The 22,828-nt window shown below is 64.1% G+C and carries 18 protein-coding genes; 10 read left to right on the forward strand and 8 right to left on the reverse strand.

The window, feature by feature from the left end; translation table 11 throughout:
• The first annotated feature begins 46 nt into the window (after window positions 1-46).
• The 3 genes from BRA1417_RS0108140 to BRA1417_RS0108150 all read left to right on the forward strand — a co-directional run bounded on the left by BRA1417_RS0108140 (window position 47) and on the right by BRA1417_RS0108150 (window position 3,320).
• Entirely contained in the window at window positions 47-820 is a 774-nt protein-coding gene (locus tag BRA1417_RS0108140; protein WP_027515413.1) for an SDR family NAD(P)-dependent oxidoreductase, read from the forward strand.
• 164 nt (window positions 821-984) lie between these two features.
• Window positions 985-2,487, forward strand: coding sequence for a glycerol kinase GlpK (glpK, locus tag BRA1417_RS0108145; RefSeq protein WP_027515414.1), 1,503 nt, complete (start codon window positions 985-987; stop codon window positions 2,485-2,487).
• Window positions 2,488-2,714: 227 nt separating this feature from the next.
• Window positions 2,715-3,320 (forward strand): N-acetyltransferase, encoded by a 606-nt coding sequence (locus tag BRA1417_RS0108150; protein ID WP_027515415.1) that lies wholly within the window; start codon window positions 2,715-2,717, stop codon window positions 3,318-3,320.
• A 129-nt stretch (window positions 3,321-3,449) separates the two neighbouring features.
• On the opposite strand, the gene BRA1417_RS0108155 is transcribed toward BRA1417_RS0108150, so the two are convergent.
• Entirely contained in the window at window positions 3,450-4,397 is a 948-nt protein-coding gene (locus tag BRA1417_RS0108155; protein WP_051448468.1) for a threonine/serine dehydratase, read from the reverse strand.
• 154 nt (window positions 4,398-4,551) lie between these two features.
• Here BRA1417_RS0108155 and BRA1417_RS0108160 point away from each other — a divergent pair, with 154 nt between their 5' ends.
• Window positions 4,552-5,181 carry a glutathione S-transferase family protein gene (locus BRA1417_RS0108160; RefSeq protein ID WP_027515417.1) on the forward strand — a complete coding sequence of 210 codons (630 nt, stop codon included), beginning with the start codon at window positions 4,552-4,554 and terminating at the stop codon, window positions 5,179-5,181.
• A gap of 237 nt (window positions 5,182-5,418) precedes the next feature.
• On the opposite strand, the gene BRA1417_RS0108165 is transcribed toward BRA1417_RS0108160, so the two are convergent.
• The 5 genes from BRA1417_RS0108165 to metF all read right to left on the reverse strand — a co-directional run bounded on the left by BRA1417_RS0108165 (window position 5,419) and on the right by metF (window position 12,672).
• Window positions 5,419-6,426 (reverse strand): DUF3592 domain-containing protein, encoded by a 1,008-nt coding sequence (locus tag BRA1417_RS0108165; protein WP_156948633.1) that lies wholly within the window; start codon window positions 6,424-6,426, stop codon window positions 5,419-5,421.
• 82 nt (window positions 6,427-6,508) lie between these two features.
• A complete protein-coding gene (locus BRA1417_RS0108170) occupies window positions 6,509-7,201 on the reverse strand; it encodes a hypothetical protein (RefSeq protein ID WP_245286342.1) in 693 nt (230 codons plus the stop codon).
• A gap of 56 nt (window positions 7,202-7,257) precedes the next feature.
• Window positions 7,258-7,389: a hypothetical protein gene (locus BRA1417_RS45950; RefSeq protein WP_256379142.1), complete on the reverse strand. Its 132-nt coding sequence runs from the start codon at window positions 7,387-7,389 to the stop codon at window positions 7,258-7,260.
• Window positions 7,390-7,881: 492 nt separating this feature from the next.
• Window positions 7,882-11,745, reverse strand: coding sequence for a methionine synthase (gene metH, locus BRA1417_RS0108180; RefSeq protein WP_027515420.1), 3,864 nt, complete (start codon window positions 11,743-11,745; stop codon window positions 7,882-7,884).
• Window positions 11,746-11,751: 6 nt separating this feature from the next.
• Window positions 11,752-12,672 (reverse strand): methylenetetrahydrofolate reductase [NAD(P)H], encoded by a 921-nt coding sequence (gene metF / locus BRA1417_RS0108185; protein WP_027515421.1) that lies wholly within the window; start codon window positions 12,670-12,672, stop codon window positions 11,752-11,754.
• A 397-nt stretch (window positions 12,673-13,069) separates the two neighbouring features.
• On the opposite strand from metF, the gene BRA1417_RS0108190 reads away from it, so the two are divergent.
• Complete coding sequence (locus BRA1417_RS0108190; protein ID WP_027515422.1) at window positions 13,070-14,083, forward strand: LLM class flavin-dependent oxidoreductase; 1,014 nt, start codon at window positions 13,070-13,072, stop codon at window positions 14,081-14,083.
• 66 nt (window positions 14,084-14,149) lie between these two features.
• On the opposite strand, the gene BRA1417_RS0108195 is transcribed toward BRA1417_RS0108190, so the two are convergent.
• Both BRA1417_RS0108195 and BRA1417_RS0108200 read right to left on the reverse strand, forming a co-directional pair.
• A complete protein-coding gene (locus BRA1417_RS0108195) occupies window positions 14,150-14,995 on the reverse strand; it encodes a prephenate dehydratase (protein WP_027515423.1) in 846 nt (281 codons plus the stop codon).
• Window positions 14,996-15,016: 21 nt separating this feature from the next.
• Window positions 15,017-15,757 carry a 3-deoxy-manno-octulosonate cytidylyltransferase gene (locus BRA1417_RS0108200; RefSeq protein WP_027515424.1) on the reverse strand — a complete coding sequence of 247 codons (741 nt, stop codon included), beginning with the start codon at window positions 15,755-15,757 and terminating at the stop codon, window positions 15,017-15,019.
• Between the two features lie 220 nt (window positions 15,758-15,977).
• Here BRA1417_RS0108200 and BRA1417_RS0108205 point away from each other — a divergent pair, with 220 nt between their 5' ends.
• From BRA1417_RS0108205 to BRA1417_RS0108225, 5 genes are all read left to right on the forward strand, one after another.
• Window positions 15,978-16,532 carry a cytochrome c family protein gene (locus tag BRA1417_RS0108205; protein WP_027515425.1) on the forward strand — a complete coding sequence of 185 codons (555 nt, stop codon included), beginning with the start codon at window positions 15,978-15,980 and terminating at the stop codon, window positions 16,530-16,532.
• A 208-nt stretch (window positions 16,533-16,740) separates the two neighbouring features.
• Entirely contained in the window at window positions 16,741-18,642 is a 1,902-nt protein-coding gene (locus BRA1417_RS0108210; protein WP_027515426.1) for an extracellular solute-binding protein, read from the forward strand.
• A 14-nt stretch (window positions 18,643-18,656) separates the two neighbouring features.
• Window positions 18,657-20,537: an extracellular solute-binding protein gene (locus tag BRA1417_RS0108215; RefSeq protein ID WP_027515427.1), complete on the forward strand. Its 1,881-nt coding sequence runs from the start codon at window positions 18,657-18,659 to the stop codon at window positions 20,535-20,537.
• Window positions 20,534-21,643, forward strand: coding sequence for a microcin C ABC transporter permease YejB (locus tag BRA1417_RS0108220; RefSeq protein ID WP_007605353.1), 1,110 nt, complete (start codon window positions 20,534-20,536; stop codon window positions 21,641-21,643). The genes BRA1417_RS0108215 and BRA1417_RS0108220 overlap by 4 nt, the downstream gene beginning before the upstream one ends.
• On the forward strand, window positions 21,643-22,824 hold the full coding sequence (locus BRA1417_RS0108225; protein WP_027515428.1) for an ABC transporter permease: 1,182 nt from the start codon (window positions 21,643-21,645) through the stop codon (window positions 22,822-22,824). The genes BRA1417_RS0108220 and BRA1417_RS0108225 overlap by 1 nt, the downstream gene beginning before the upstream one ends.
• Window positions 22,825-22,828: the final 4 nt, after the last annotated feature.

Raw genomic sequence — 22,828 nt, forward strand, 5'->3', positions numbered from 1 at the left:
CGGGCGATGACGACTGAACAAGTGGCCTCAACGGAGCCCAACAACAATGAAAAACACCCCGTTCGATCTCACCGGCAAGGTCGCCGTGGTCACCGGCTCCAGCCGCGGCATCGGCCGCTCCTCCGCCGAACTGCTCGCAAAGCTCGGCGCCAAAGTGGTGGTCTCCTCGCGCAAGGCCGACGCCTGCAAGGCAGTCGCCGACGGCATCAAGGCGGCCGGTGGTGACGCCACCGTCATCCCCTGCAACATCGCGCGCAAGCAAGAGGTCGAGGCGCTGATCGCGGGTGCGACCAAGCACTACGGCAAGATCGACATCCTCGTCTGCAACGCCGCGGTCAACCCGTATTACGGCCCGCTGCTCGACATCACCGACGAGGCCTTCGACAAGATCATGGGCAGCAACGTCAAGAGCAACATCTGGCTCTCCGCGCTGGCGATCCCGCAGATGGCCGAGCGTGGCAACGGCTCCGTGATCATCATCTCCTCGATCGGCGGCCTGCGTGGTTCGACCGTGATCGGCGCCTACGGCATCTCCAAGGCCGCCGACTTCGCATTATGTCGTTCGCTCGCCGGCGAATGGGGCCCGAAAGGCGTCCGCGTCAACTGCATCGCGCCCGGCCTCGTCAAGACCGACTTCGCCCGCGCGCTGTGGGAAGACGAAGAGAATCTAAAACGCCGCACCGCGACCACGCCGCTTCGCCGCATCGGCGAACCCGACGAAATCGCGGGCGCAGTCGCCTACCTCGCCTCCGACGCGTCGAGCTTCATGACGGGACAGACCATCGTCATCGACGGCGGCGTGACCACGGCGGCGGTGTAGGCTTCGCACCACTTGCAATTGCACCGAGGCGGCGTTTCACTTACCCTCCCCTGGAGGACCCTCCATGGGAGGGTAAGCGAGCCAGCCTTGACCTTCCGCCTCCAATCCGCTCCCCTTTGGCACGACACAATGACCCTCTCCAGGGTAACGCCAGGGTAGCTTCCATGTCTTTCGTCCTCGCCATCGACCAGGGCACCACCTCCTCGCGCGCGATCGTGTTTCGCGGCGACATTTCCATCGCGGCGAAGGCGCAAGCCGAGTTTCCGCAGCATTTCCCCGCCTCGGGCTGGGTCGAGCACGAGCCCGAGGACATCTGGACCTCGACCGTGACGGTCTGCCGCGACGCGATCGCGCAGGCGGGCATCAGCGCAAAGGACATCGCCGCGATCGGCATCACCAACCAGCGCGAGACCACCGTGGTGTGGGACCGCGCCACCGGGCAGGCCGTGCACCGCGCCATCGTCTGGCAGGACCGCCGCACCGCCGACATCTGCGCCAGACTGAAAGCCGACGGCCGCGAGCCCGTGATCTCGCAGAAGACCGGCCTGATCATCGATCCCTATTTCTCCGGCACCAAGGTCGCCTGGATTCTCGACCACGTCCCCGGCGCGCGGTCGCGTGCCGCGCGCGGCGAGCTGATGTTCGGCACCGTCGATTGCTATCTGCTGTGGCGCCTCACCGGCGGCAAGGTGCACGCCACCGACGCCACCAACGCCTCGCGCACGCTGCTGTTCAACATCCACACCGGCGAGTGGGACGACGAGCTCTTGGAGATCATCGGCGTTCCGCGCTCGATGCTGCCCGAGGTGAAGGATTCCTCCGCCCGCTTCGGCGAGAGCACGCCGGACCTGTTCGGCGGCGCGATTGCGATCTGCGGCATCGCCGGCGACCAGCAGGCCGCGACCATCGGCCAGGCCTGCTTCCGTCCGGGCATGATGAAGTCGACCTACGGCACCGGCTGCTTCGCCCTGCTCAACACCGGCACCACGCCCGTGGCCTCGAAGAACAAGCTGCTCACCACCATCGCCTACCAGCTCGGCGGCAAACGTACCTACGCGCTCGAAGGCTCGATCTTCGTCGCGGGCTCGGCGGTACAGTGGCTGCGCGACGGCCTCGGCATCATCAAGCACGCCGCCGAGACCGGACCTCTCGCCGATCAGTCGGACTCGATGCAGAGCGTCTATCTCGTCCCGGCCTTCGTCGGCATGGGCGCACCATACTGGAATCCGCGCGTCCGCGGCGCGCTGTTCGGCCTCACCCGCAACACCGGCCCGGCCGAGCTCGCCCACGCTGCGCTGGAAAGCGTCTGCTACCAGACCTTTGATCTCTGGGCCGCGATGCGCGCGGACTGGCCGAGCTCGGAAACGGCCAGCGTCGTGCTGCGCGTCGACGGCGGCATGACCGCATCCGACTGGACCATGCAGCGCCTCGCCGACCTGCTCGACGCGCCGGTCGATCGCCCGGTGATCCAGGAGACCACGGCGCTCGGCGCCGCCTATCTCGCGGGCCTCCAGGCCGGAGTCTATCCCGAGCCGACCAAATTCGCCGACAACTGGCGCCTCGAGCACCGCTTCAAGCCGAACATGAGTCAGGCCACGCGCGAGCGGAAGCTGGCGGGATGGACAAGGGCGGTGAAGGGCGTGCTCGCGAGCGACGAGGGGGAATAGGCGGCGGGAGCGATCACGCTGACTCCGAGGCGAACGGCGACGCATCCACAAGCACACTGTCGTCCCGGCGAAGGCCGGGACCCATACTCCGCAGCTGACGTTGTGAACGGGACTCGTCGTTCAACGCCGCAAAACAATTTATACTCGTGGTTATGGGTCTCGGCCTTCGCCGGGACGACACTGATTGTATGGCCGCCGCCTTGGCCTGAACTGAACGAGTCAGCCCCATGATCCTCCCCGACGGCTATTCCGACGTACCCCTGGGCAAGATCGCTGCCGTCGTCACCCATCTCGAGATGACCGCGCCCCCTCCGCGCCGTGACGATCCCTCCGGCGCTCCATCAGGTCTTTGGACCCTGCGCAAGGTCGATACCCCCGCGCTTCATTGGTATCGCGACCTCCATCGCCGCGTCGGCGAGGAGTGGTTGTGGTTTTCGCGGGCGCGCATGAACGACGGCGAGCTCGCCGCAATCATCCATGCACCGGGCGTCGAGGTCTATGCGCTTGTCGTGGACGGCCACGATGAAGGCCTGCTGGAGCTGGACTTTCGCGAGGCCGGCCAGTGCGAGCTCGTGTATTTCGGCGTCACCGCAAAACTGATCGGCAGCGGTGCCGCCCGCTTTATGATGAACCGCGCGCTTGAGCTCGCGTGGTCACGCGACCTGTCCCGCGTCTGGGTGCACACCTGCACCTTCGACCATCCGTCCGCCGTCGCGTTCTATCTGCGCTCCGGCTTCCGCCCGTTCCGACGCCAGATCGAGGTCGCCGACGATCCGCGCCTCGACGGCACCGCGCTGCGGTCCGCGGCAAAGCATGTGCCGATCATCGAATAGTGCGCAGCTGTCTCCCACCGTCATTGCGAGGAGCCCTTGCGACGAAGCAATCCAGTCTGCTTCCGTGGAAAAGATCCTGGATTGCTTCGCTGCGCTCGCAATGACGGAGTGCCGGCACCGCGAAGCTCGCTAGCTGTTGAAATTCACTGCCGTCGTGTTGGCGCCGCAAACCAGCACCGCGACCCGCTCGCCGGGTGCGGGACGATAGCGACCGGAGAGCAAGGCGGCAAATGCGGCTGCGCCGCCGGGCTCGGCGACCACGCGCAGGCTCGACCACAAGGCCACCTGCGCCTGCCTGATGGCGTCCTCGGCGACGAGGACGACCCGCTCGACATAGGCCCGCGCAATCGGAAACATCAATTGTCCGACACGTCGCGGGGCGAGACTGTCGGCGGCGATGCCGCCCGCGGGCGCATCGATCGGCGCGCCTGCCGCGAAGGCGGCGTGAAGCGTTGGCGATTGCTCCGGCTCGACCGCCACGATGCGCGTCCTGCCGGCACTCCAGGCTGCCATACCACCGATCAGACCGCCGCCGCCGACTGCCACCAGCACCGTGTCGACGCCCGCTGCATCCTGCTCCAGCTCCATTCCGACGCTGCCCTGACCGAGCAAGGTCTCGACCTGGTCGTAGGCATGCACCGCCATGGCGCCGGTCTGCGCGACATGGGTTTCGCTCGCGGCGAGCGCGTCGGCATAGCGGCTGCCCGCGACCACGAGCTGCGCGCCGTAGCCTTTGATACGCTCGGCCTTGGCCGGCGAGGTGATGTCGGGCACGAAGATCGTGGCGGGAACACCGAGCCGCTGCGCCGCATAAGCCACCGCCGCGCCGTGATTGCCGCCCGATGCGGCGACGACACCCGCCTCCGGCACCTGGCGCAACAGCAGATTGGCAAAGGCACCCCGCGCCTTGAACGATCCCGAATGCTGCAGTAGCTCGAGCTTGAAAATGACCGGTGCGGACGGCAGGCCAAAATCGGCGAGATCGGCCTCAATGAGTGGCGTGCGCCGTATGTGCGGGCGGATGACGGTCTCGGTCGCCGCGATCCGCTCCCGATTGATGTCCATCGTTGCTGTCATGATGCCGTCCTTGATAGCGCATCCGGAAGACGCTGTCGCGGCGCCGTTGCATCCGGCGCAATGCTCCACTTCCGTGATTTTGCTTGCGCCACTGCGGCCTTGCCGTGGAAACTGATCGGCCCTGCCTCGTCCAAAGCCAGAAGAGCGCAAAACCATGTTCCTGATCGGCCAATACGACTCCCCCTTCGTCCGCCGCGTTGCGATCGCGCTGCGGCTTTACGGCCTCGCCTTCGAGCACAAGCCGTGGTCCACCTTCGGCGACGCCGACAAGATCGCGCCCTATAACCCGCTGCGCCGGGTGCCGACGCTGGTGCTCGATGACGGCGAGGCGCTGATCGAGAGCACGGTCATCCTCGATTATCTCGACGAGCTCGTCGGGCCGGAGAAGGCGATGCTGCCGCGCTCCGGTGCCGCGCGGCGGCGCCATTTGCGCATCTGCGCGCTCGCCTCCGGTCTCGGCGACAAGGCGGTGAGCCTGCTCTACGAGCGCGTGCTGCGGAAGGAGCAGCTTGCGCTGTGGGTCGAACGCTGCGAGGCGCAGATCGCGGACGTGCTGAAAGCGCTGGAGGCCGAGCGCGCCAAGGTGACCACGCCGTACTGGCTGGGCGAGCGCATCGGCCACGCCGACGTTGCGGTGGCCTGCGTCGTGCGCTTCACCCGCGAGGCCCATCCGCAGTTGTTCGAGCCGTCGCGCTATCCGGCGCTGTTGGCGCACGCCGACGCGTGCGAGGCGCTGGCGCCGTTCAAGGAGATCGTGCAGCCGCTGGCACCGCCGAAGGGGTGAGGCTTTTTCAGGCTCCCCGCAATTGCAGGGGATTTCACGAGGACCGCGCGGCGGGTGAGGGCTCTCACCACACTGGGACATCCTCCGCGATTCTCGACAATCCCGACGCGGAGACACCCCCACCCCAGCCCTCCCCCGCAAGCGGGAGAGGGAGCCCGCTGCCGATGCTGCTGCATCGGCGCACGTCATATGCGATTGCCCTCCCGCTTGCGGGGAGAGGCGAAGGGAGAAGCGCCGCTACGCGAACCCGACCTTGATCAGGATCATCAGGAAAAGGCCGCCGACGACCGCGCAAACCGCGGCGCCGATCAGCGGCCCCAGCGCGCCTTTCCGGCTTGCAGGCTCCAGCACGGCCTGCCCCGGCTGGTCCGGATCGTAATAGACCTTAACGCTCTTCCCTGGTCGATATTTCGCCGCGGCTTCTTCGGCGACCTCGCGCAGGCCGGAGATCATGGTGCCGTTCCAATCGACTTCGGTGCCGATGAAGTCGCGCTTGCCCACCCTGTAGGCGTAGCGCAGGTCGACCTGATAGCGGTGGACGAGCTTTGACGTCGTCGGGCGATTGTCGTGCTCGGTCTTCTCTTCGATGATTTCCTCGATCACGTCGCAATGGATGACCCTGCCAGACGCGGTCGGCCAGCGCAGGCTGGCGCTCGCCAGCCGGCGCGTCCGGACATAATCGGCGGCGAGGAACACCCCGCCCACGAGCACGATGATCGGCACCGCGAACGCGAACAGCGGCACGCCCTTGTCGGCGTAGAGCACGTGGCCTGCGAACGAATGCGCGGTCAGGGTGGCGGCGATGATGCCGAACACCATCGTGAACGCCACCAGCGCCGCGACGTTCTGTGCGGCGGCGGGCTCCAGCAGCGCCTCGGTCGGTTCCTTCGGATCGACATGGACGTCGACATGGGCACCGACCGGATAGCGTCCGGTCAGTTTTGCGGCCAGGACCCTCGTCGTGATGACGGTGCCGCCGACAAAGACCTTGTCGCCTTCCAGCTCCTGACCGCCGGCCTGATAGCGATAGCGGATGATGGGCTTGGCGTCGTTCCGGTCGTCCGAGGAATGCGCGGCCGGCTGGTCGACTTGGGAGACCGTAATGATGCCCTCCACCTTGTCCCAGCTCCGCGCCGCCACCATCCGGCCCCGCATGCGGATCAGATTGAACAGCGTCAATCCAAACAGAAGCACCGCGATGCCGGCGGCAATCTGGGTCCACATCAATTGTTGGGCGTTCAGCATCCGATTCCCCTGCGCTTCGGCGGCGTCCGCCATTGGTCGCGGCGAACGCGCGTTGCGTTCATGGCAGGGTGCGGCGCCGATCCTATCTCCTCGTGCAGGGCTTGATCTCGCCCGAGGCAGAGTGCATCACGATCGGATTTGGCGACAGTCTGATGCCAAAGAACAATTGAGAGCCGGAGACCTTGTCGTTCGTCCCCTCATGGACGTCCAGATCGAGCTTCGTCGCGATCTCGGAGGTCAGTTTGGCCCGCTCGTCCATCGAAATCGCATTGTGATATTTGATCTCGTAGACGACGTCGGCCTCGAGGACAGACCGCGTCTGGCAGACGACGCCGCCGCTCGAAACGTTCTGGGTGACCGCGTCCTCACACTCGGCCTTGAGCAAGGCGTTGCGGGCCGAGATCAGCGACTCGTCGGATATCAGCAGAATATTGGCGTTTTCGAGCTTGAGGTTGACGGCCTCGACCTGCTGCATTCCGGCGACGGCCGACAGCTTGTCCCTGACCTGGGCCGACACGTCGAGCTTTTTCTCAAGCGATTGCGTCAAGTCCCGGTCGACGGTGCGCGATTTCTGGATCTTGCCGGTCAGCAGCGTCGGATCGACCTCGCAAGTGGGATGCAGCTCCAGCCGGCCGTTGCTCAGATACTCGATCGTGTTGATCGTGCCGGGGCCGCCGAACGTGCTTGGCGGCACCACCTCGAAATATCCGGTCTCGGAGAGGATGGCCGTGATCGTATGCTTCTTGCGCGGGAATCCGGCGTAGACGGAGACCATCACGAGGCCTATCGCGATAAAAACTCCGCTACCAAGCCAAAGCCATTTGCGGCTTGCTATTTTCCCGGGCAGCACAACTGATTTTTCTCGCCGCATGGCACATAGCCTTTCGGACAGTCAGCCGCGGCAATCGTGGGCAGCACGACGAGAGCGATCGCGGCGACGAACGGTACAATGAACTGCTTCATGTTCGATCCCAAGCAAATCGTCGGTTGAAGGTAGTAGGCCGAGAGGGTAGCGAATCAAGGTTGAGCGGACAAGTGAACGAGTTCACAGGCGGCCAATTCTTGAGGCGCAGCCTCAGCTGCTCGATGCGTTGCGTCGTTCCGGTACAGGCCGAGCATTTGCTTCACCCATGTCGTCCTGACGAAAGCCAGGACGCATTGCCCCCAGCGGGTCATTTGGCGAAGATTGGTTGTTCGATATTGCCAGCGATCGTCACCGACGGATCACCTGGCATGGATCCTGGCTTTCGCCAGGACGACACCGAGCGTGTGGCACGCGCCCAGCGGCGGACGAGGCAGTGAGTATCAAACGGACGCGGTCGGCGATCATGCATTCATACAGGTGTTTTGCCCGACGCCGCAAGCCATTTCGGTAATGCCGAAATTTATCGAGCTTTTTCAACCCCATGCCTACTGTGCATGGGGTTGATTTCTCGTTTTTTGTTTGGAGGGCGCCTAGCCCGCGCCCGCGCGCTTCTTCTGCCAGACCAGATGCACCGCGCAGGTGCAGCCCGGCGGATGCGAGGCGAGCTCCTTCGACGTCTCGTCGTTGGCAGGCGTTGCCGCGAACACCGCCTTGTTGCTCGCGCTCTCTCGCGCCGGGATGTAGTTCAGGATCGGCGCGAGCCAGCGCTCGGTCTCGGCGACGCTCATGCCCTTGCGCGAAGCATAATCCTCGACCTGATCGCGCTCGATCTTGCCGACGCCGAAATAATAGCTCTCGGGATTGGCGAGATAGAGCCCCGACACGGAGGAGCCCGGCCACATCGCAAAGCTCTCGGTCAGCTTCACGCCGGCGGTGTTCTCGGCGTCGAGCAGTTCGAACAGCGTGGCCTTCTCGGTGTGATCGGGCTGCGCGGGATAGCCGGGGGCGGGACGGATGCCCTGGTATTTTTCGAGGATCAACTCGTCGGTCGAGAGCGCCTCGTCCGGCGCATAGGCCCAGAACTCGCGGCGGACGCGGGCATGCATGCGCTCGGCGAAGGCTTCGGCGAGGCGGTCGGCCAGCGCCTTGCACAGGATCGACGAGTAGTCGTCATTGGCCATCTTGAAACGGTCGGCGACCACATCCTCGCCGATGCCGGCGGTGACGACGAAGCCGCCGACATAATCGGGCACGCCAGTGGTGGCGGGCGCGACGAAGTCGGACAGCGCCGCGTTGAAACGGCCCTCGCGCTTCTCGAGCTGCTGGCGCAGCGTGTGCAGCGTTGCGATCGTCCTGGTCCGGCTCTCGTCGGCGTAGAGCACGATGTCGTCGCCCTGCGCATTGGCCGGCCAGAAGCCGACGGTAGCGCGCGCGCGGAACCATTTCTCCTTGACGATCAGGTCGAGCATTTTCCGCGCGTCGTCGTAGAGCGAGCGCGCGACTTCGCCGACCTTGGCATCGTCGAGGATGGCGGGGAAGCGCCCGGCGAGCTCCCAGGTCTGGAAGAACGGCGTCCAGTCGATATAGGGCACCAGCTCGGCGAGATCGTAGTCGTCAAAGCTTCGGGTGCCAAGGAAGGTCGGCTTCACCGGCTTGTTCGCGGCAAAGTCGACCGGCACGCGGTTGGCGCGGGCGGTCGCCAGCTTCAGCCGCTTCTTGTCGGCCTGGGCGCGCATATGGGCGTCCGAGATCTTTGCGTATTCGGCGCGCACTTCGGCGGCATAGGCCTCGCGCCTCTCGGGCGACAGCAGAGCAGACGCAACACCAACCGCGCGGCTGGCGTCGTTGACATGCACCACGGGGCCGGCGCGATAGCTCGGGTCGATCTTGACCGCCGTATGCACGCGGCTCGTGGTGGCGCCGCCGATCAACAGCGGCAGCTTGAGGCCTTCGCGCTGCAACTCGGCGGCGAAGAACGCCATCTCGTCGAGCGAGGGCGTGATCAGGCCTGACAGCCCGACGATGTCGGCCTTCTCCGCCTTCACGGTCTCGACGATCTTGGCCGCCGGCACCATCACGCCGAGGTCGATCACCTCGTAATTGTTGCACTGGAGCACGATGCCGACGATGTTCTTGCCGATGTCGTGGACGTCGCCCTTGACGGTCGCGAGCACGATCTTGCCGGCGGACGACGAGCCTTCCGTGCCAATGCCGTTGGCGAGGTTGCGCGCCTTCTCTTCCTCCATGAATGGCATCAGCCAGGCCACGGCCTGCTTCATCACGCGGGCCGACTTCACCACCTGCGGCAGGAACATCTTGCCATCGCCGAAGAGATCGCCGACCACGTTCATACCGGCCATCAGCGGTCCCTCGATCACGTCAAGCGGGCGCTTCGAGGCCTTGCGGGCCTCCTCGGTATCCTGCTCGATGAACTCGGTGATCCCGTGCACCAGCGAATGCGACAGCCGCTTCGCCACCGGCCATTCGCGCCAGGCGAGATCGGCTTCCTTGGTCTGGGTCTTGTTGCCGCGGAATCTTTCCGCGAGCGCCAGCAGGCGCTCAGACGCACCGGGGTCGCGGTTGAGGATGACGTCCTCGCACACCTGGCGCAATTCGGGATCGATGTCGTCATAGACGATCATCTGCCCGGCGTTGACGATGCCCATGTCCATGCCGGCCTTGATGGCATGATACAGGAACACCGAGTGCATGGCCTCGCGCACCGGCTCGTTGCCGCGGAACGAGAATGACAAATTGGACACACCACCAGAAATGTGCGCGCCCGGCAGATTCTTGCGGATCCAGCGCGTCGCCTCGATGAAGTCGACGCCGTAATTGTTGTGCTCATCGATGCCGGTTGCGATCGCAAAAATATTCGGATCGAAGATGATGTCCTCCGGCGGGAAGCCGACGCGGTTCACCAGGATGTCGTAGGCGCGCTTGCAGATCTCGGTCTTGCGCGCGAACGTATCGGCCTGGCCGACCTCGTCGAACGCCATCACCACGACGGCTGCGCCGTGGCGGCGGGCGATCCTGGCCTCGTGAATGAACTTGTCCTCGCCTTCCTTCATCGAGATCGAGTTGACGACCGGCTTGCCCTGCACGCATTTCAGGCCGGCCTCGATCACCGAGAATTTCGAGCTGTCGACCATCACGGGGACGCGGGCGATGTCGGGCTCGGCGGCGACGAGGTTGAGGAAGGTCACCATCGCGGCTTCCGAGTCCAGAAGACCCTCGTCCATGTTGACGTCGATGATCTGCGCGCCGTTCTCGACCTGGTCGCGCGCCACCTGCAGCGCGGCGGTGTAGTCGCCGGCGGTGACCAGCTTGCGGAAGCGGGCGGAGCCGGTGACGTTGGTGCGCTCGCCGACGTTCACGAAAGGAATCGCGTCGGTCAGGATGAACGGCTCGAGGCCGGAGAGCCGCAAGCGAGGTTCGATCTCCGGCACGATGCGCGGCTTGTGCGGCGCGACCGCAGCCGCAATCGCAGCGATATGGTCCGGCGTGGTGCCGCAGCAGCCGCCGACGATGTTGACGAGGCCGTCACGCGCGAACTCGCCGACCAGGCGGGCCATGTATTCCGGGGTCTCGTCATACTGGCCGAACTCGTTGGGCAGGCCTGCATTGGGATAGGCACAAACAAGCGCGTCGGCGACGCGGCCGATATCGGCGATATGCGCGCGCAGATCTTCCGCGCCGAGCGCGCAGTTGAAGCCGATGGTCACGGGCCTGGCGTGCTGCACCGAATGCCAGAACGCTTCCGGCAATTGGCCGGACAGCAGGCGGCCGGACTTGTCGGTGATGGTGCCAGACACCATCACGGGCATGTCGATGCCGCGCTCCTCGGTGATCTCGGCGATCGCGTACAGCGCCGCCTTGGCGTTCAGCGTGTCGAAGATGGTCTCGACCAGAAGCAGATCGACGCCACCGTCGAGCATGCCGTTGATCTGCTCGCCATAGGATTTGCGCAAATCGTCGAACGTGACGGCGCGGTAGCCGGGATTGGAAACGTCGGGCGAGATCGAGGCGGTGCGGTTGGTCGGTCCGATGGCGCCGGCGACAAAGCGCGGCTTGCCGTCCTCGGCCTCGACGCGGCGTGCGGCATTGCCGGCGAGGCGGGCGCCTTCGCGCGCCATCTCGTAGACGATGTCGGCGAGATCGTAATCGGCCTGCGCGATCGAGGTCGTGGAGAAAGTGTTGGTGGCGACGATGTCGGCGCCGGCACGCAGATAGGCGGCGTGGATGTCCTCGATCGCCTGCGGCTGGGTCAGGATCAGGAGGTCGTTGTTGCCGCGCAAATCGCGATGGAAGGTCTTGAAGCGCTCGCCGCGGAAGGCGGCTTCGTCGAACTGGAGGTTCTGGATCATCGTGCCCATGGCGCCGTCGAGCACGAGAATGCGCTCGCGCGCGGCGTTGAGCAGGGCAGTTCGCTTGGGAGAGGTGGATACGGTCATGGTGTCTTAAGCCGCCTTCTGCGCGCTCTTGGCGCGGATGCCGAGCAAATGGCTGATCGCGAACACGAGATCGGCGCGGTTCATGGTGTAGAAATGGAAGGTGTCGACGCCGTGCTTCGCGAGCTTCTGCACCTGGCCGGCCGCGACGGTCGCCGCCACCAGCTTGCGGGTCTCGGCGTCTTCGTCGAGCCCCTCGAATTTCGCGGCGAACCAGTCCGGCACGGAGGTCCCGGCGCGGGTGACGAAGGCTCTCGCCTGCTTGAAATTGTGCATGGGCATGATGCCCGGCACGATCGGGATGTTGATCCCACGCGCGCGCACGCGGTCGAGATAGCGGAAATAGAGGTCGTTATCGAAGAACACCTGCGTGATCGCGCGGGTCGCACCTGCATCCACCTTGGCCTGCAGAGTGTCGATGTCATCGTCGAAGTCGCGCGCCTCGGGATGCTTCTCAGGGTAAGCCGAGACCGACACCTCGATATCGCCGTGCCGCTTCTTGATGCCGGCGACGAGGTCGGCGGAGCTCTGGTAACCGTCGGGATGGCTGGAATAGGCCGTGCCGATGCCGCCCGGAGGATCGCCGCGCAGGCCCACGATGTGGCGCACGCCGACCTCGTGATAGCGGTCGACGATGTCGTCGATCTCCCCGCGCGAGGCGCCGACGCAGGTCAGATGCGCGGCCGGCAGCAGCGCGGTTTCTTTCAGGATGCGCGAGATGGTAGAATGGGTGCGCTCACGGGTCGAGCCGCCGGCGCCATAGGTGACCGAGACGAATTTCGGGTCGAGCGGGGCCAGCCGGTTGATGGTGTCCCAGAGATTGCGCTCCATATCTTCGGTCTTGGGCGGAAAGAACTCGAAGGAAATCGCAGGCCGCTTCAGGTACCCGTCTTGCCCGTCGGTGTGGGCAGGCATCGTCGCGTCAGTCATGGGCACCACTCACTCCAAGGGCTCGCCGGGTCGTTGGCGGGCCGGCGGTCAGGTCTAGATTGGGAGAGGCCAAGATAAGCCAAAGCGGCCGCGCACGACAGCCCATCGCAGATGGGAAGTGGCCCACTTTTGTTACTATCAGAGCAAATGAGATGCCGCTTGAAGTCGAAGTGGGATAAACGCATTCGGCTATAATGACAGTTAAATCAGGTATATAGCTAGAATCAGCGGCCATTTTGCGGCAAATTTCTGAAGTGGGCAATGCGAAGGCATGTTATTAGATCGATTTGTGTCCCAACACCGCGGCGCGGTCCGGTGCGCGAGCCCGCGGCCTGCACGTCAGACCTGCGCGCCGTACCCATTGCCGCTGCGCCGCCCTCCGCTACGTTAACGCGCCATGATCCCGCTCTCAGTCCTCGACCTCTCCGTCGTCACAACTGGCACAAGGCCCGCCGCGGCGCTGCGCAACAGCATCGACCTGGCGCGCCATGTCGACGGGCTCGGCTATGTCCGCTATTGGCTCGCCGAGCATCACAACCTCGCCTCCGTCGCGAGTCCGGCGCCCGACGTGATGATCGGGCAGATCGCGGCGGTGACGAAGCACATCCGCGTCGGCTCCGGTGGCGTGATGCTGCCCAATCACGCGCCGCTGGTCGTGGCCGAGCGCTTCAAGATGCTGGAGGCGCTGTTTCCGGGTCGCATCGATCTCGGCCTCGGCCGCGCCCCCGGCACTGATGGTGCCACAGCCTATGCGCTGCGCAGTCGGCTCGATCGCCGCGAAGGCGACGATTTCCTCGAGCGGCTGCACGAATTGATCCTATGGCAGACCCGGGAATTCCCCTCGGGCCATCCCTACCACAACGTCGTTGCGATGCCCGACGATACGCCGTTGCCGCCGATCTGGCTGCTCGGCTCCAGCGATTATTCGTCCGAGCTCGCCGCGCAGGTCGGCATGGGCTTCGCATTCGCCCATCATTTTGCATCCCACGATGCGATCGACGCGATGGTGCAATATCGCAATCGTTTTCAGCCCTCGGCCTGGAGTGCGAGCCCGCGCGCGATCCTCGCGGTCGCCGTCATCACGGCCGACACGGATGAGGAAGCCGAAAAGCTCGCCGCGTCTTTCGACCTCAACCGCTTGCGCCGCGACCGCGGCCAGTATCTTCCGCTGCCGAGCGTCGAAGAGGCGCTAGCCTATCCCTATACCGACTCGGAGCGCACCTCGATCCGGCGCAACCGCTCGCGCCTGTTCGTCGGTAACCCGGCGACGGTGCAGAAGACGCTTCAGCCACTGATCGATGCAAGCAAGCCGGACGAGTTGATGGTGATCACCGCCGTCTACGATCACGAGGCGCGAAAGAAGTCGTATTCGCTGCTGGCGGAGGCGTTCGGGCTTAAGGCGGTCGGATAACGCTCTCCAGCCCTGCGCTTCGCAGCCTCTGGATCTGGCTAGCGCTCGCGCGTCCGGGACACGATTCTATTCCATCGTCGCGCGGAACGGGTGCCCCGGATACACGCCAACGATGCGGAATTCGCGCGAGAAGAATTTCAGCTCCTCGATCGCGAACGCGAGGCTCTTGTCCTCGGGGTGGCCGTCGACGTCGGCGTAAAACTGGGTGGCGAAGAAATTGCCGTCGACCATGTAGCTCTCGAGCTTGGTCATGTTGACGCCGTTGGTGGCAAAGCCACCGAGCGCCTTGTAGAGCGCGGCCGGCAAATTGCGCACCCGGAACACAAAAGTCGTGACCAGCGGACCGGAGCCCTGTGTGGCCCATTTCGGTTCGCGCGCGAGCACCACGAAGCGCGTGGTGTTGTGGGCCTCGTCCTCGATGTCCTCGGCCAAAATGTCGAGGCCGTAAATCTTTGCGGCCAGGCGCGAGGCGATCGCGGCGACGGTCTTGTCGTTGCGCTCGGAAATGTCGCGGGCGCTGCCGGCGGTATCGGCGTGCACGATTGGCTTGATGCCAAGCTTGCGAATGATGCGCCGGCACTGGCCGAGCGCGTGCACGTGGCTCTCGACGCTCTTGATGTCCTCGAGCCTGGTCCCCTTCACCGCCATCAGCTGATGCCGGACCGGCAGAAACCATTCGCCGATGATGAAGAGACCGGAGGCCGGCAGCAAATGATGGATGTCGGCGACGCGGCCCGCGACCGAATTCTCGATCGGGATCATGCCGAGATCGGCTTCGCCCGACGAGATCGCCGACAAGGCGTCCTCGAAGGTGGCGCAGGGCATCGGCTCGGCGTCGGGATAGGCCTCGACGATGGCGATGTGGGAATTGGCCCCAGGCTCGCCCTGGAATGCGATTTTCAGCTTGCTCATGCTCGGCCTTGTAACAGCGGCTCAGGATTTGGAAAGGATGCTGCGGGCGGTTTCCAGGTCCGCCGGCGTGTCGACCCCGCGGGGCACGGTATCGACGATGGTGAAGTCGATGCGCATTCCGGCCTCGAGCGCCCGGAGTTGCTCGAGCTTCTCCTGCAATTCCAGCGGCGAAGGCGGCAGTGAGACGTAGCGCTCAAGCGCGGCGCGGCGATAGGCGTAGAGGCCGATATGGTGGTAGCGCGGCCCGTCGCCGGTCGGCGCGGTTGCGCGGGTGAAATAAAGTGCGCGCATGCGTCTGCCGCCGAGCGAGGTCCCGATCGCCTTTACGACGCTCGGCGCGAGGTCCTCCTCCTCGGTGTGGATCTGCGAAGCCAGCGTTGCGATGTCCACGACGGGGTCTTGCAGCGGCGGCAGCACCTCGCGGATGTTGTCGATCGTGATGGTCGGGAAATCGCCCTGGAGATTGACCACGATCTCGGCTTTGCCGTCCGGATCGAGCTTCTGCATGGCCTCGTGGATGCGGTCGGAGCCGGACGGGTGCTCCGGGCGGGTCATCACGGCCTCGCCGCCGTGGGCGGTCACGACGGACGCGATCTCCGCGGTGTCGGTTGCGACCGCGACCCGGCCTATCCCGGCGGCCTCGGCGCGGCGCATCACGTGCACGATCATGGGCTGCCCCGCGATATCAGCGAGCGGCTTGCCGGGCAGGCGGGTGGCGGCCATGCGGGCCGGAATCAGCACCAGGATGCGGGGATCGATCATCGGTACAAGGGCCTGGAAACGGGGCGTTTTCCGCGCCGAGAAATCGGGTGGGGACGGGCATGAAGCCCGCTCGCTTATACGGGTTGCCAGACCCCGGGCAAACCGATATCTCAATGGCAAAACTCGGGGAAACAATAAAGGAACGTTGATTCTCCGAGGCTCGTCCTGGCGGCCGCATTGGGCCGCTCGATCCTTCTTGCGGTGTGGGGCCTGGCCGGAAATGGACTCTTTCGAACTGAACAAGATTCTCGGTGCCGTGCTCGGCACCTGTCTCCTTCTGCTGGTGACGAGTTTCACCGCGAGTGCGCTGTTCTCGCCCAAGATGCCGGAAAAGCCCGGCTTCGAGATCGCCGTGAAGGAAGACGCCGGTCATGGCAAGGAAGGCGGCGCTGCCCCCGCGGCCGCCGAGCCGATCGAAAAGCTGCTCCAGACCGCCTCGGTCGAGAAGGGCGCCGCCGCCGCCAAGAAGTGCGGCGCCTGCCATACCTTCGAGAAGGGCGGCCCGAACCGTGTCGGTCCGAACCTCTACGGCGTCGTCGGCGACCATGTCGGCGAGGGCCGTGGCGGCTTCAACTTCTCGGCCGCGATGAAGGCCAAGGGCGGCACCTGGGACTTCGATGCGCTCAACAAGTTCATCGCCAATCCCAAGGCGGCTGTCCCGGGCACCGCGATGGGCTTTGCCGGCATCCCGAAGGATAGCGAGCGCGCCGACGTGATCGCTTACCTGAACAGTCTCTCCGACAGCCCGAAGCCGCTGCCGACGGCGGCGAAGTAAGGCCTGTCGACTTCGATCTTGGTGCGCGGCCGGGCTCAAAGCCCGGCCGTTTGCTTATCCGGGCCTCGCGGCGTTGTTATCGGGGCGTTTGGTCGCAGCGATCGGCCAGCCGGGCTTCCAAGATGAGGAAAAAGCAACATATTCCGTCGAAACCTCGCCTATATTGGGAACTTAAAGGAGTAGCCTCCTTCAAGACAGGAATGTTGATTTGGCCCTTACCCGACGCGATCTCCTGCTCACTGGCACTGCTGCCGCAACGCTCCCCGCCCTTGGTTCCGTAGGGGGTCTTCCCGCCGTCGGCGTGGCGCACGCGCAATCCGGCAGCGAGCCCACCTGGCGGCACGCGCTGTCGCTGTTCGGACAGGTCAAGTACCCCGCGGACTTCAAGCGCTTCGACTACGTCAATCCGGAAGCGCCCAAGGGCGGCGTCGCACGCCAGATCGCCGTCGGCACATTCGACAATTTCAACATCGTCGTCTCCGGTGTGAAGGGGCAAGTCGCCGGTGCCGTGCAATTCATCTACGAATCCCTCACGACGGCCTCGCTCGACGAAGTCTCGACCGAGTACGGCGCGCTGGCCGAGGCCGTCAGCCATCCGGATGATTTCTCCTTCGTGACTTACCGCTTGCGGCCGCAAGCCAAATGGCACGACGGCAAGCCGGTTACCGCGGATGACGTGATCTTCTCGCTCGATTCCTTCAAGAAGCACCACCCGCAGTACTCGGCCTATTACAGCCATGTGACGAAGGCCGAGAAGGTCGGCGAGCGCGAGGTAAAATTCGTGTTCGACGCGCCGGGCAACCGCGAATTGCCGCAGATCGTCGGCCAGCTCACGGTCCTGCCGAAGCATTGGTGGGAAGGCACCGACGCGCAGGGCCGCAAGCGCGATGTCTCCGCCACCACGCTCGAAGTGCCGCTGGGTTCGGGCCCCTACCGGGTCAAGGAATTCGTTGCCGGGCGGTCGATCGCGCTGGAGCGCGTCAAGGATTATTGGGGGCGCGACCTCGCCGCCAATGTGGGCCGAAATAATTTCGACGAGCTGCGCTACGAGTATTTCCGCGACGCCACCGTGGCGATCGAGGCCTTCAAGGCCGATCAGGTCGATTGGCGCACCGAGAACAGCGCGAAGAACTGGGCAACGGCCTACGATTTCCCGGCGGTCACCGAAAAGCGCGTGATCCTCGAGGAGTTCGCCAATCGAAGCTCGGGCGTCATGCAGGCCTTCGTGCCGAACCTGCGCCGCGCCAAGTTCAAAGATGCGCGCGTGCGACGCGCGCTCAATTACGCCTTCGACTTCGAGGAGATGAACAAGCAGATCTTCTACGGCCAGTACAAGCGCATCAGCAGTTATTTCGACGGCATTGATGAGCTGATGGCGACCGGGTTGCCGCAGGGCAAGGAGCTCGAGATCCTCGAGACGGTCCGCGCCGAGGTCCCGCCCGAAGTCTTCACGACGGCCTATACCAATCCAGTCGGCGGCAGTCCGGAAGCCGTGCGCGACAATCTGCGCGAAGCGCTGCGCCTGTTCAAGGAAGCCGGCTACGAGGTGCGCGACCGCAAGCTGATCGACGTCAAGACCGGCACCCAGTTCTCCCTGGAATTGCTGAACTCGGATCCGAGTTTCGAGCGAATCACGCTTTTCTACAAGCCATCGCTGGAACGACTCGGCATTGCCGTCAGCGTGCGGACGGTGGATCCCACCCAGTACGAGAACAGGACGCGCGAGTGGGATTTCGACATCGTCACGAACTCCTGGGGCGAGTCGCAGTCGCCGGGCAACGAGCAGCGCGAATTCTGGTCATCGAAGACGGCTGACATCGCTGGTTCACGCAATATTACCGGCATCAAGAATCCGGCGGTCGACAAGCTGATCGAGCGGGTAATCTACGCCAAGGGTCGCGACGATCTCGTCGCGGCAACCAAGGCACTCGACCGCGTACTGCTGTGGAATCACTACGTCGTGCCGCAGTGGACTTATACGAAGGTGCGCACGGCGCGCTGGGATCGCTTCGGCCGGCCGGCGGAATTGCCCAAATACGGTCAGTCCGGCTTTCCGTTCATCTGGTGGTACGACGCGGACAAGGCGGCGCGGATCGCAAAGAAGTCGTGAAGGGCATTTCTCGCATGGCGCAGCTTTCACGCCGGCATGTGCTGGCCCTGGGTGCCGGTGGGGTGTTCAGCGCGGCCCGGCTCCGGGGCGCGACAGCGTCCGAGATGCCAGCAGAGGCCCACGGCATGTCGGCCTTCGGCGACCTCAAATATCCCGCCGATTTCCATCACTTCGACTACGTCAATGTCGACGCGCCGAAGGGCGGCACCTTCTCGCTGATCCCGTCGGTGCGCGCCTACAACCAATCCTACCAGACCTTCAACTCGCTCAATGCCTTCATCCTCAAAGGCGATGGCGCGCAGGGCGTGGACATGACCTTTGCGCCGCTGATGCTGCGAGCCAATGACGAACCGGACGGGATGTACGGGCTCGCCGCCAAGTCGGTCAATATATCGGCAGACAGGCTGGTTTATCGCTTCACCATGCGGCCCGAGGCGAAATTCCACGACGGCACCAAGCTCACCGCGCACGACGCGGCATTTTCGCTGACGGCGCTGAAGACCAAGGGCCATCCGCTGATCATCGTGCAGATGCGCGACATGGTCAGCGCGGAGGCCGTCGACGATGCGACGCTCGTCGTCACTTTTGCCAAGGGCCGCGCGCGCGACGTGCCGCTCTATGTCGCGGGGCTGCCGATCTTCTCGAAAGCCTACTATGCCTCCCGTCCGTTCGACGAAACATCTCTGGAGATCCCGCTGGGTTCGGGGCCGTACAAGGTCGGCAAGTTCGAGGTCAACCGCTACATCGAATACGAGCGCGTCAAGGACTGGTGGGCTGCCGATCTGCCCCCCTGTCGCGGCAGCTACAATTTCGACGTCGTGCGCTACGAATTCTACCGCGACCGCGATGTCGCCTTCGAAGGTTTCACCGGCAAGAACTATCTCTACCGCGAGGAGTTCACCTCCCGCCTCTGGGCGACGCGTTATGATTTTCCTGCGGTGAAGGACGGTCGCGTCAAGATGGAGGTCGTGCCCGACGACACGCCCTCCGGGGCGCAAGGTTGGTTCATCAACACGCGGCGCGACAAGTTCAGGGATCCTCGGGTGCGTGAGGCACTGATCGACGCCTTCGACTTCGAGTGGACCAACAAGACCATCATGTACGGTGCTTATGCCCGCACGGTGTCGCCATTTCAGAACTCGGACCTCATGGCGAGCGACGGGCCTCCGCCGCCGGAAGAATTGAAGCTGCTGGAGCCGTTTCGCGGCCAGGTTCCCGAGGAGGTGTTCGTCGCACCGTTCAGGCCGCCGGTCTCCGACGGCTCCGGGCAGGACCGCAGCCTGTTGCGCAAGGCACAGCAATTGCTGAGCGAGGCCGGCCTGCCGATCAAGGACGGCAAGAGGATGCTGCCGAACGGCGAGATCTTCAGGATCGAATTTCTGTTGGACGAGCCTTCGTTCCAGCCGCACCATGGGCCCTACATCAAGAATCTCGCGACGCTCGGCATCGAAGCGAGCGTGCGCCTCGTCGATGCCGTGCAACACAAGGCGCGCCAGGAAGATTTCGACTTCGATATGACGATCCAACGCTTCAGCATGTCGGCAACGCCGGGCGACGCCATGCGCTCGTTCTTCTCCTCGCAGGTCGCGGCAACGAAGGGCTCGTACAATCTCGCGGGCGTCGCCAGTCCGGCCATCGATGCCATGATCGAGAAGATCATGGCGGCCGACAGCCGCGAGGAATTGACCGTCGCCTGCCGTGCCTTCGATCGCCTGTTCCGAGCCGGCCGTTATTGGGTGCCGCAATGGTATAACAAGACGCACCGGCTTGCTTATTGGGACCAATTCGGCCGTCCGCAGAAGCTGCCGCGTTATGCCAACGGCGTCGGCGCTCCCGACATCTGGTGGTACGATGGCGGCAAGGCCGCCAAGCTCGAGCAGGCGAAGCAGCCATGAGCGCCTATATCGCCCGCCGCATCCTGCTGATGATCCCGACCTTGCTCGGCATCCTCTTCGTCTCGTTCATCGTCGTGCAGTTCGCACCGGGCGGCCCGGTCGAGCGCGTGATCGCGCAGCTCTCCGGCGCCGACACCGGCGGGACCTCGCGCATTTCGGGCGGCAGCGACTTTGCGCAGCGCGCCCCGGGCCAATTAGGAGCCGGCGGCGACGCCATCAATTCGAAATATCGCGGCGCGCAGGGCCTCGATCCCGATTTCATCAAGAAGCTGGAAGTGCAGTTCGGCTTCGACAAGCCGGCCCCGGAGCGCTTCGCGCTGATGGTCTGGAACTTCGCCCGCTTCGATTTCGGCAAGAGCTATTTTCGCGACGTCAGCGTCCTGCAGCTCGTCAAGGAGAAGTTGCCGGTCTCGATCTCGCTCGGCATCTGGCTGACGCTGCTGACCTACCTGATCTCGATTCCGCTCGGCATCCGCAAGGCGGTCAGGGATGGGACGCGCTTCGACACCTGGACGTCGAGCGTGCTCGTGCTCGGCTATGCCATTCCCGGCTTCCTGTTCGCGATCCTCCTGATTATCCTGTTTGCCGGCGGTTCGTTCTTCAACTGGTTCCCGCTGCGCGGACTGACGTCGGACGGCTGGTCGCAGTTTCCGTGGTACTGGAAGATCATCGACTACTTCTGGCATTTGACACTGCCGCTGATCGCCATGGGGCTCGGTGCGTTCACCACCATGACGTTCCTGACCAAGAACTCGTTTCTGGACGAGATCCGCAAGCAGTATGTGATGACCGCGCGCGCGAAAGGCTGCAGCGAGAATCGGGTGCTCTATGGCCACGTCTTCCGCAACGCGATGCTGATCGTCATCGCCGGTTTTCCCAGCACCTTCATTCACGCCTTCTTCTCGGGCTCGCTTCTGATCGAGACCATCTTCTCCCTGGACGGGCTGGGACTACTCAGTTTCGAGAGCGTTCTCAACCGCGACTACCCCGTGGTGTTCGGCACGCTCTTCATCTTTTCGCTCGTCGGCCTCGTGATCAACCTGATCTCTGACCTGACCTATATGTGGATTGATCCGCGGATCGATTTCGAGGCGCGGGAGGTCTGATGACGCTGGCCGCCCCCACTACGCCGATCGAAACCACTGCGAAGTCGCCGCTCGGCAGTGCCGTGCCGATCACGCGCAAACCGTTCGTGCCATCGCCGCTCAACAGGCGCCGGTGGCAGAATTTCAAGGCGAACCGGCGCGGCTATTGGTCCTTCTGGATCTTCCTGATCCTGTTTGTGGTGTCGCTATTCGCCGAGCTGATCGCCAATGATCGGCCGTTCCTGATCAAATATGATGGCCACCTCTATTGGCCGTCCGTCGTCACCTATTCGGAAACCACTTTCGGCGGCGACTTCGAAACGGCGGCCGACTATCGCGATCCCTATTTGCAGAAGCTGATCAGGGACAAGGGCGGCAGCATCGTCTGGCCGCTGATCCGCTATTCCTACGACACCCACAATCTCGATCTGCCGACGCCGGCGCCGTCGAAGCCGACCTGGATGTTGACGGAAGCGCAGTGCAAGCCTGTGGTCGAGAAGAAGGGCCTCAAGAGCTGCCGCGATCTCGAATACAACTGGCTCGGCACCGACGATCAGGGACGCGACGTGGTGGCGCGGCTGATCTACGGCTTCCGCATCTCGGTGCTGTTCGGCCTCTGCCTGACCATCGTCTCCTCCGTCGTCGGTATCGCGGCCGGCGCGGTGCAGGGCTATTTCGGCGGCTGGATCGACCTGTTGTTCCAGCGTTTCATCGAGATATGGACTGCGATTCCTTCGCTCTATCTGCTGCTGATCCTGTCGTCCGTGCTAGTGCCCGGTTTCTTCGTGCTGCTCGGCATCCTGCTGTTGTTTTCCTGGGTATCGCTGGTCGGGCTTGTCCGCGCGGAATTCCTGCGCGGGCGCAATTTCGAGTACATCCAGGCGGCGCGGGCGCTCGGCGTGTCGAACAAGGTCATCATGTTCAGGCATCTGTTGCCGAACGCGATGGTCGCGACCATGACATTCCTACCGTTCATCGTGTCGAGTTCGGTGATGACGCTGACGGCGCTCGACTTCCTGGGGTTCGGACTGCCGCCCGGCTCGCCGTCGCTCGGTGAGCTGCTGTCGCAGGGCAAGTCCAACGTGCAGGCGCCCTGGCTCGGTTTCTCCGGCTTCTTCTCGGTCGCGATCATGCTGTCGCTCTTGATCTTCATCGGCGAAGCTGTGCGCGATGCCTTCGATCCGCGCAAGACGTTCAGGTAAGCCA

Origin of the sequence: Bradyrhizobium sp. WSM1417, assembly GCF_000515415.1 — a bacterium.
Taxonomy (GTDB): domain Bacteria; phylum Pseudomonadota; class Alphaproteobacteria; order Rhizobiales; family Xanthobacteraceae; genus Bradyrhizobium.

What these genes read in the sequence shown, in the direction of transcription:
- BRA1417_RS0108205 (WP_027515425.1), top strand. Translation starts at nt 15,978, where the DNA reads ATGGACTCTTTCGAACTGAACAAGATTCTCGGTGCCGTGCTCGGCACC.
- BRA1417_RS0108215 (WP_027515427.1), top strand. Translation starts at nt 18,657, where the DNA reads ATGGCGCAGCTTTCACGCCGGCATGTGCTGGCCCTGGGTGCCGGTGGG.
- BRA1417_RS0108165 (WP_156948633.1), bottom strand. Translation starts at nt 6,426, where the DNA reads ATGCTGAACGCCCAACAATTGATGTGGACCCAGATTGCCGCCGGCATC.
- BRA1417_RS45950 (WP_256379142.1), bottom strand. Translation starts at nt 7,389, where the DNA reads ATGAAGCAGTTCATTGTACCGTTCGTCGCCGCGATCGCTCTCGTCGTG.
- BRA1417_RS0108170 (WP_245286342.1), bottom strand. Translation starts at nt 7,201, where the DNA reads ATGGTCTCCGTCTACGCCGGATTCCCGCGCAAGAAGCATACGATCACG.
- BRA1417_RS0108160 (WP_027515417.1), top strand. Translation starts at nt 4,552, where the DNA reads ATGTTCCTGATCGGCCAATACGACTCCCCCTTCGTCCGCCGCGTTGCG.
- BRA1417_RS0108225 (WP_027515428.1), top strand. Translation starts at nt 21,643, where the DNA reads ATGACGCTGGCCGCCCCCACTACGCCGATCGAAACCACTGCGAAGTCG.
- BRA1417_RS0108150 (WP_027515415.1), top strand. Translation starts at nt 2,715, where the DNA reads ATGATCCTCCCCGACGGCTATTCCGACGTACCCCTGGGCAAGATCGCT.
- BRA1417_RS0108190 (WP_027515422.1), top strand. Translation starts at nt 13,070, where the DNA reads ATGATCCCGCTCTCAGTCCTCGACCTCTCCGTCGTCACAACTGGCACA.
- metH (WP_027515420.1), bottom strand. Translation starts at nt 11,745, where the DNA reads ATGACCGTATCCACCTCTCCCAAGCGAACTGCCCTGCTCAACGCCGCG.
- BRA1417_RS0108155 (WP_051448468.1), bottom strand. Translation starts at nt 4,397, where the DNA reads ATGACAGCAACGATGGACATCAATCGGGAGCGGATCGCGGCGACCGAG.
- BRA1417_RS0108200 (WP_027515424.1), bottom strand. Translation starts at nt 15,757, where the DNA reads ATGATCGATCCCCGCATCCTGGTGCTGATTCCGGCCCGCATGGCCGCC.
- BRA1417_RS0108195 (WP_027515423.1), bottom strand. Translation starts at nt 14,995, where the DNA reads ATGAGCAAGCTGAAAATCGCATTCCAGGGCGAGCCTGGGGCCAATTCC.
- BRA1417_RS0108140 (WP_027515413.1), top strand. Translation starts at nt 47, where the DNA reads ATGAAAAACACCCCGTTCGATCTCACCGGCAAGGTCGCCGTGGTCACC.
- metF (WP_027515421.1), bottom strand. Translation starts at nt 12,672, where the DNA reads ATGACTGACGCGACGATGCCTGCCCACACCGACGGGCAAGACGGGTAC.
- BRA1417_RS0108220 (WP_007605353.1), top strand. Translation starts at nt 20,534, where the DNA reads ATGAGCGCCTATATCGCCCGCCGCATCCTGCTGATGATCCCGACCTTG.
- glpK (WP_027515414.1), top strand. Translation starts at nt 985, where the DNA reads ATGTCTTTCGTCCTCGCCATCGACCAGGGCACCACCTCCTCGCGCGCG.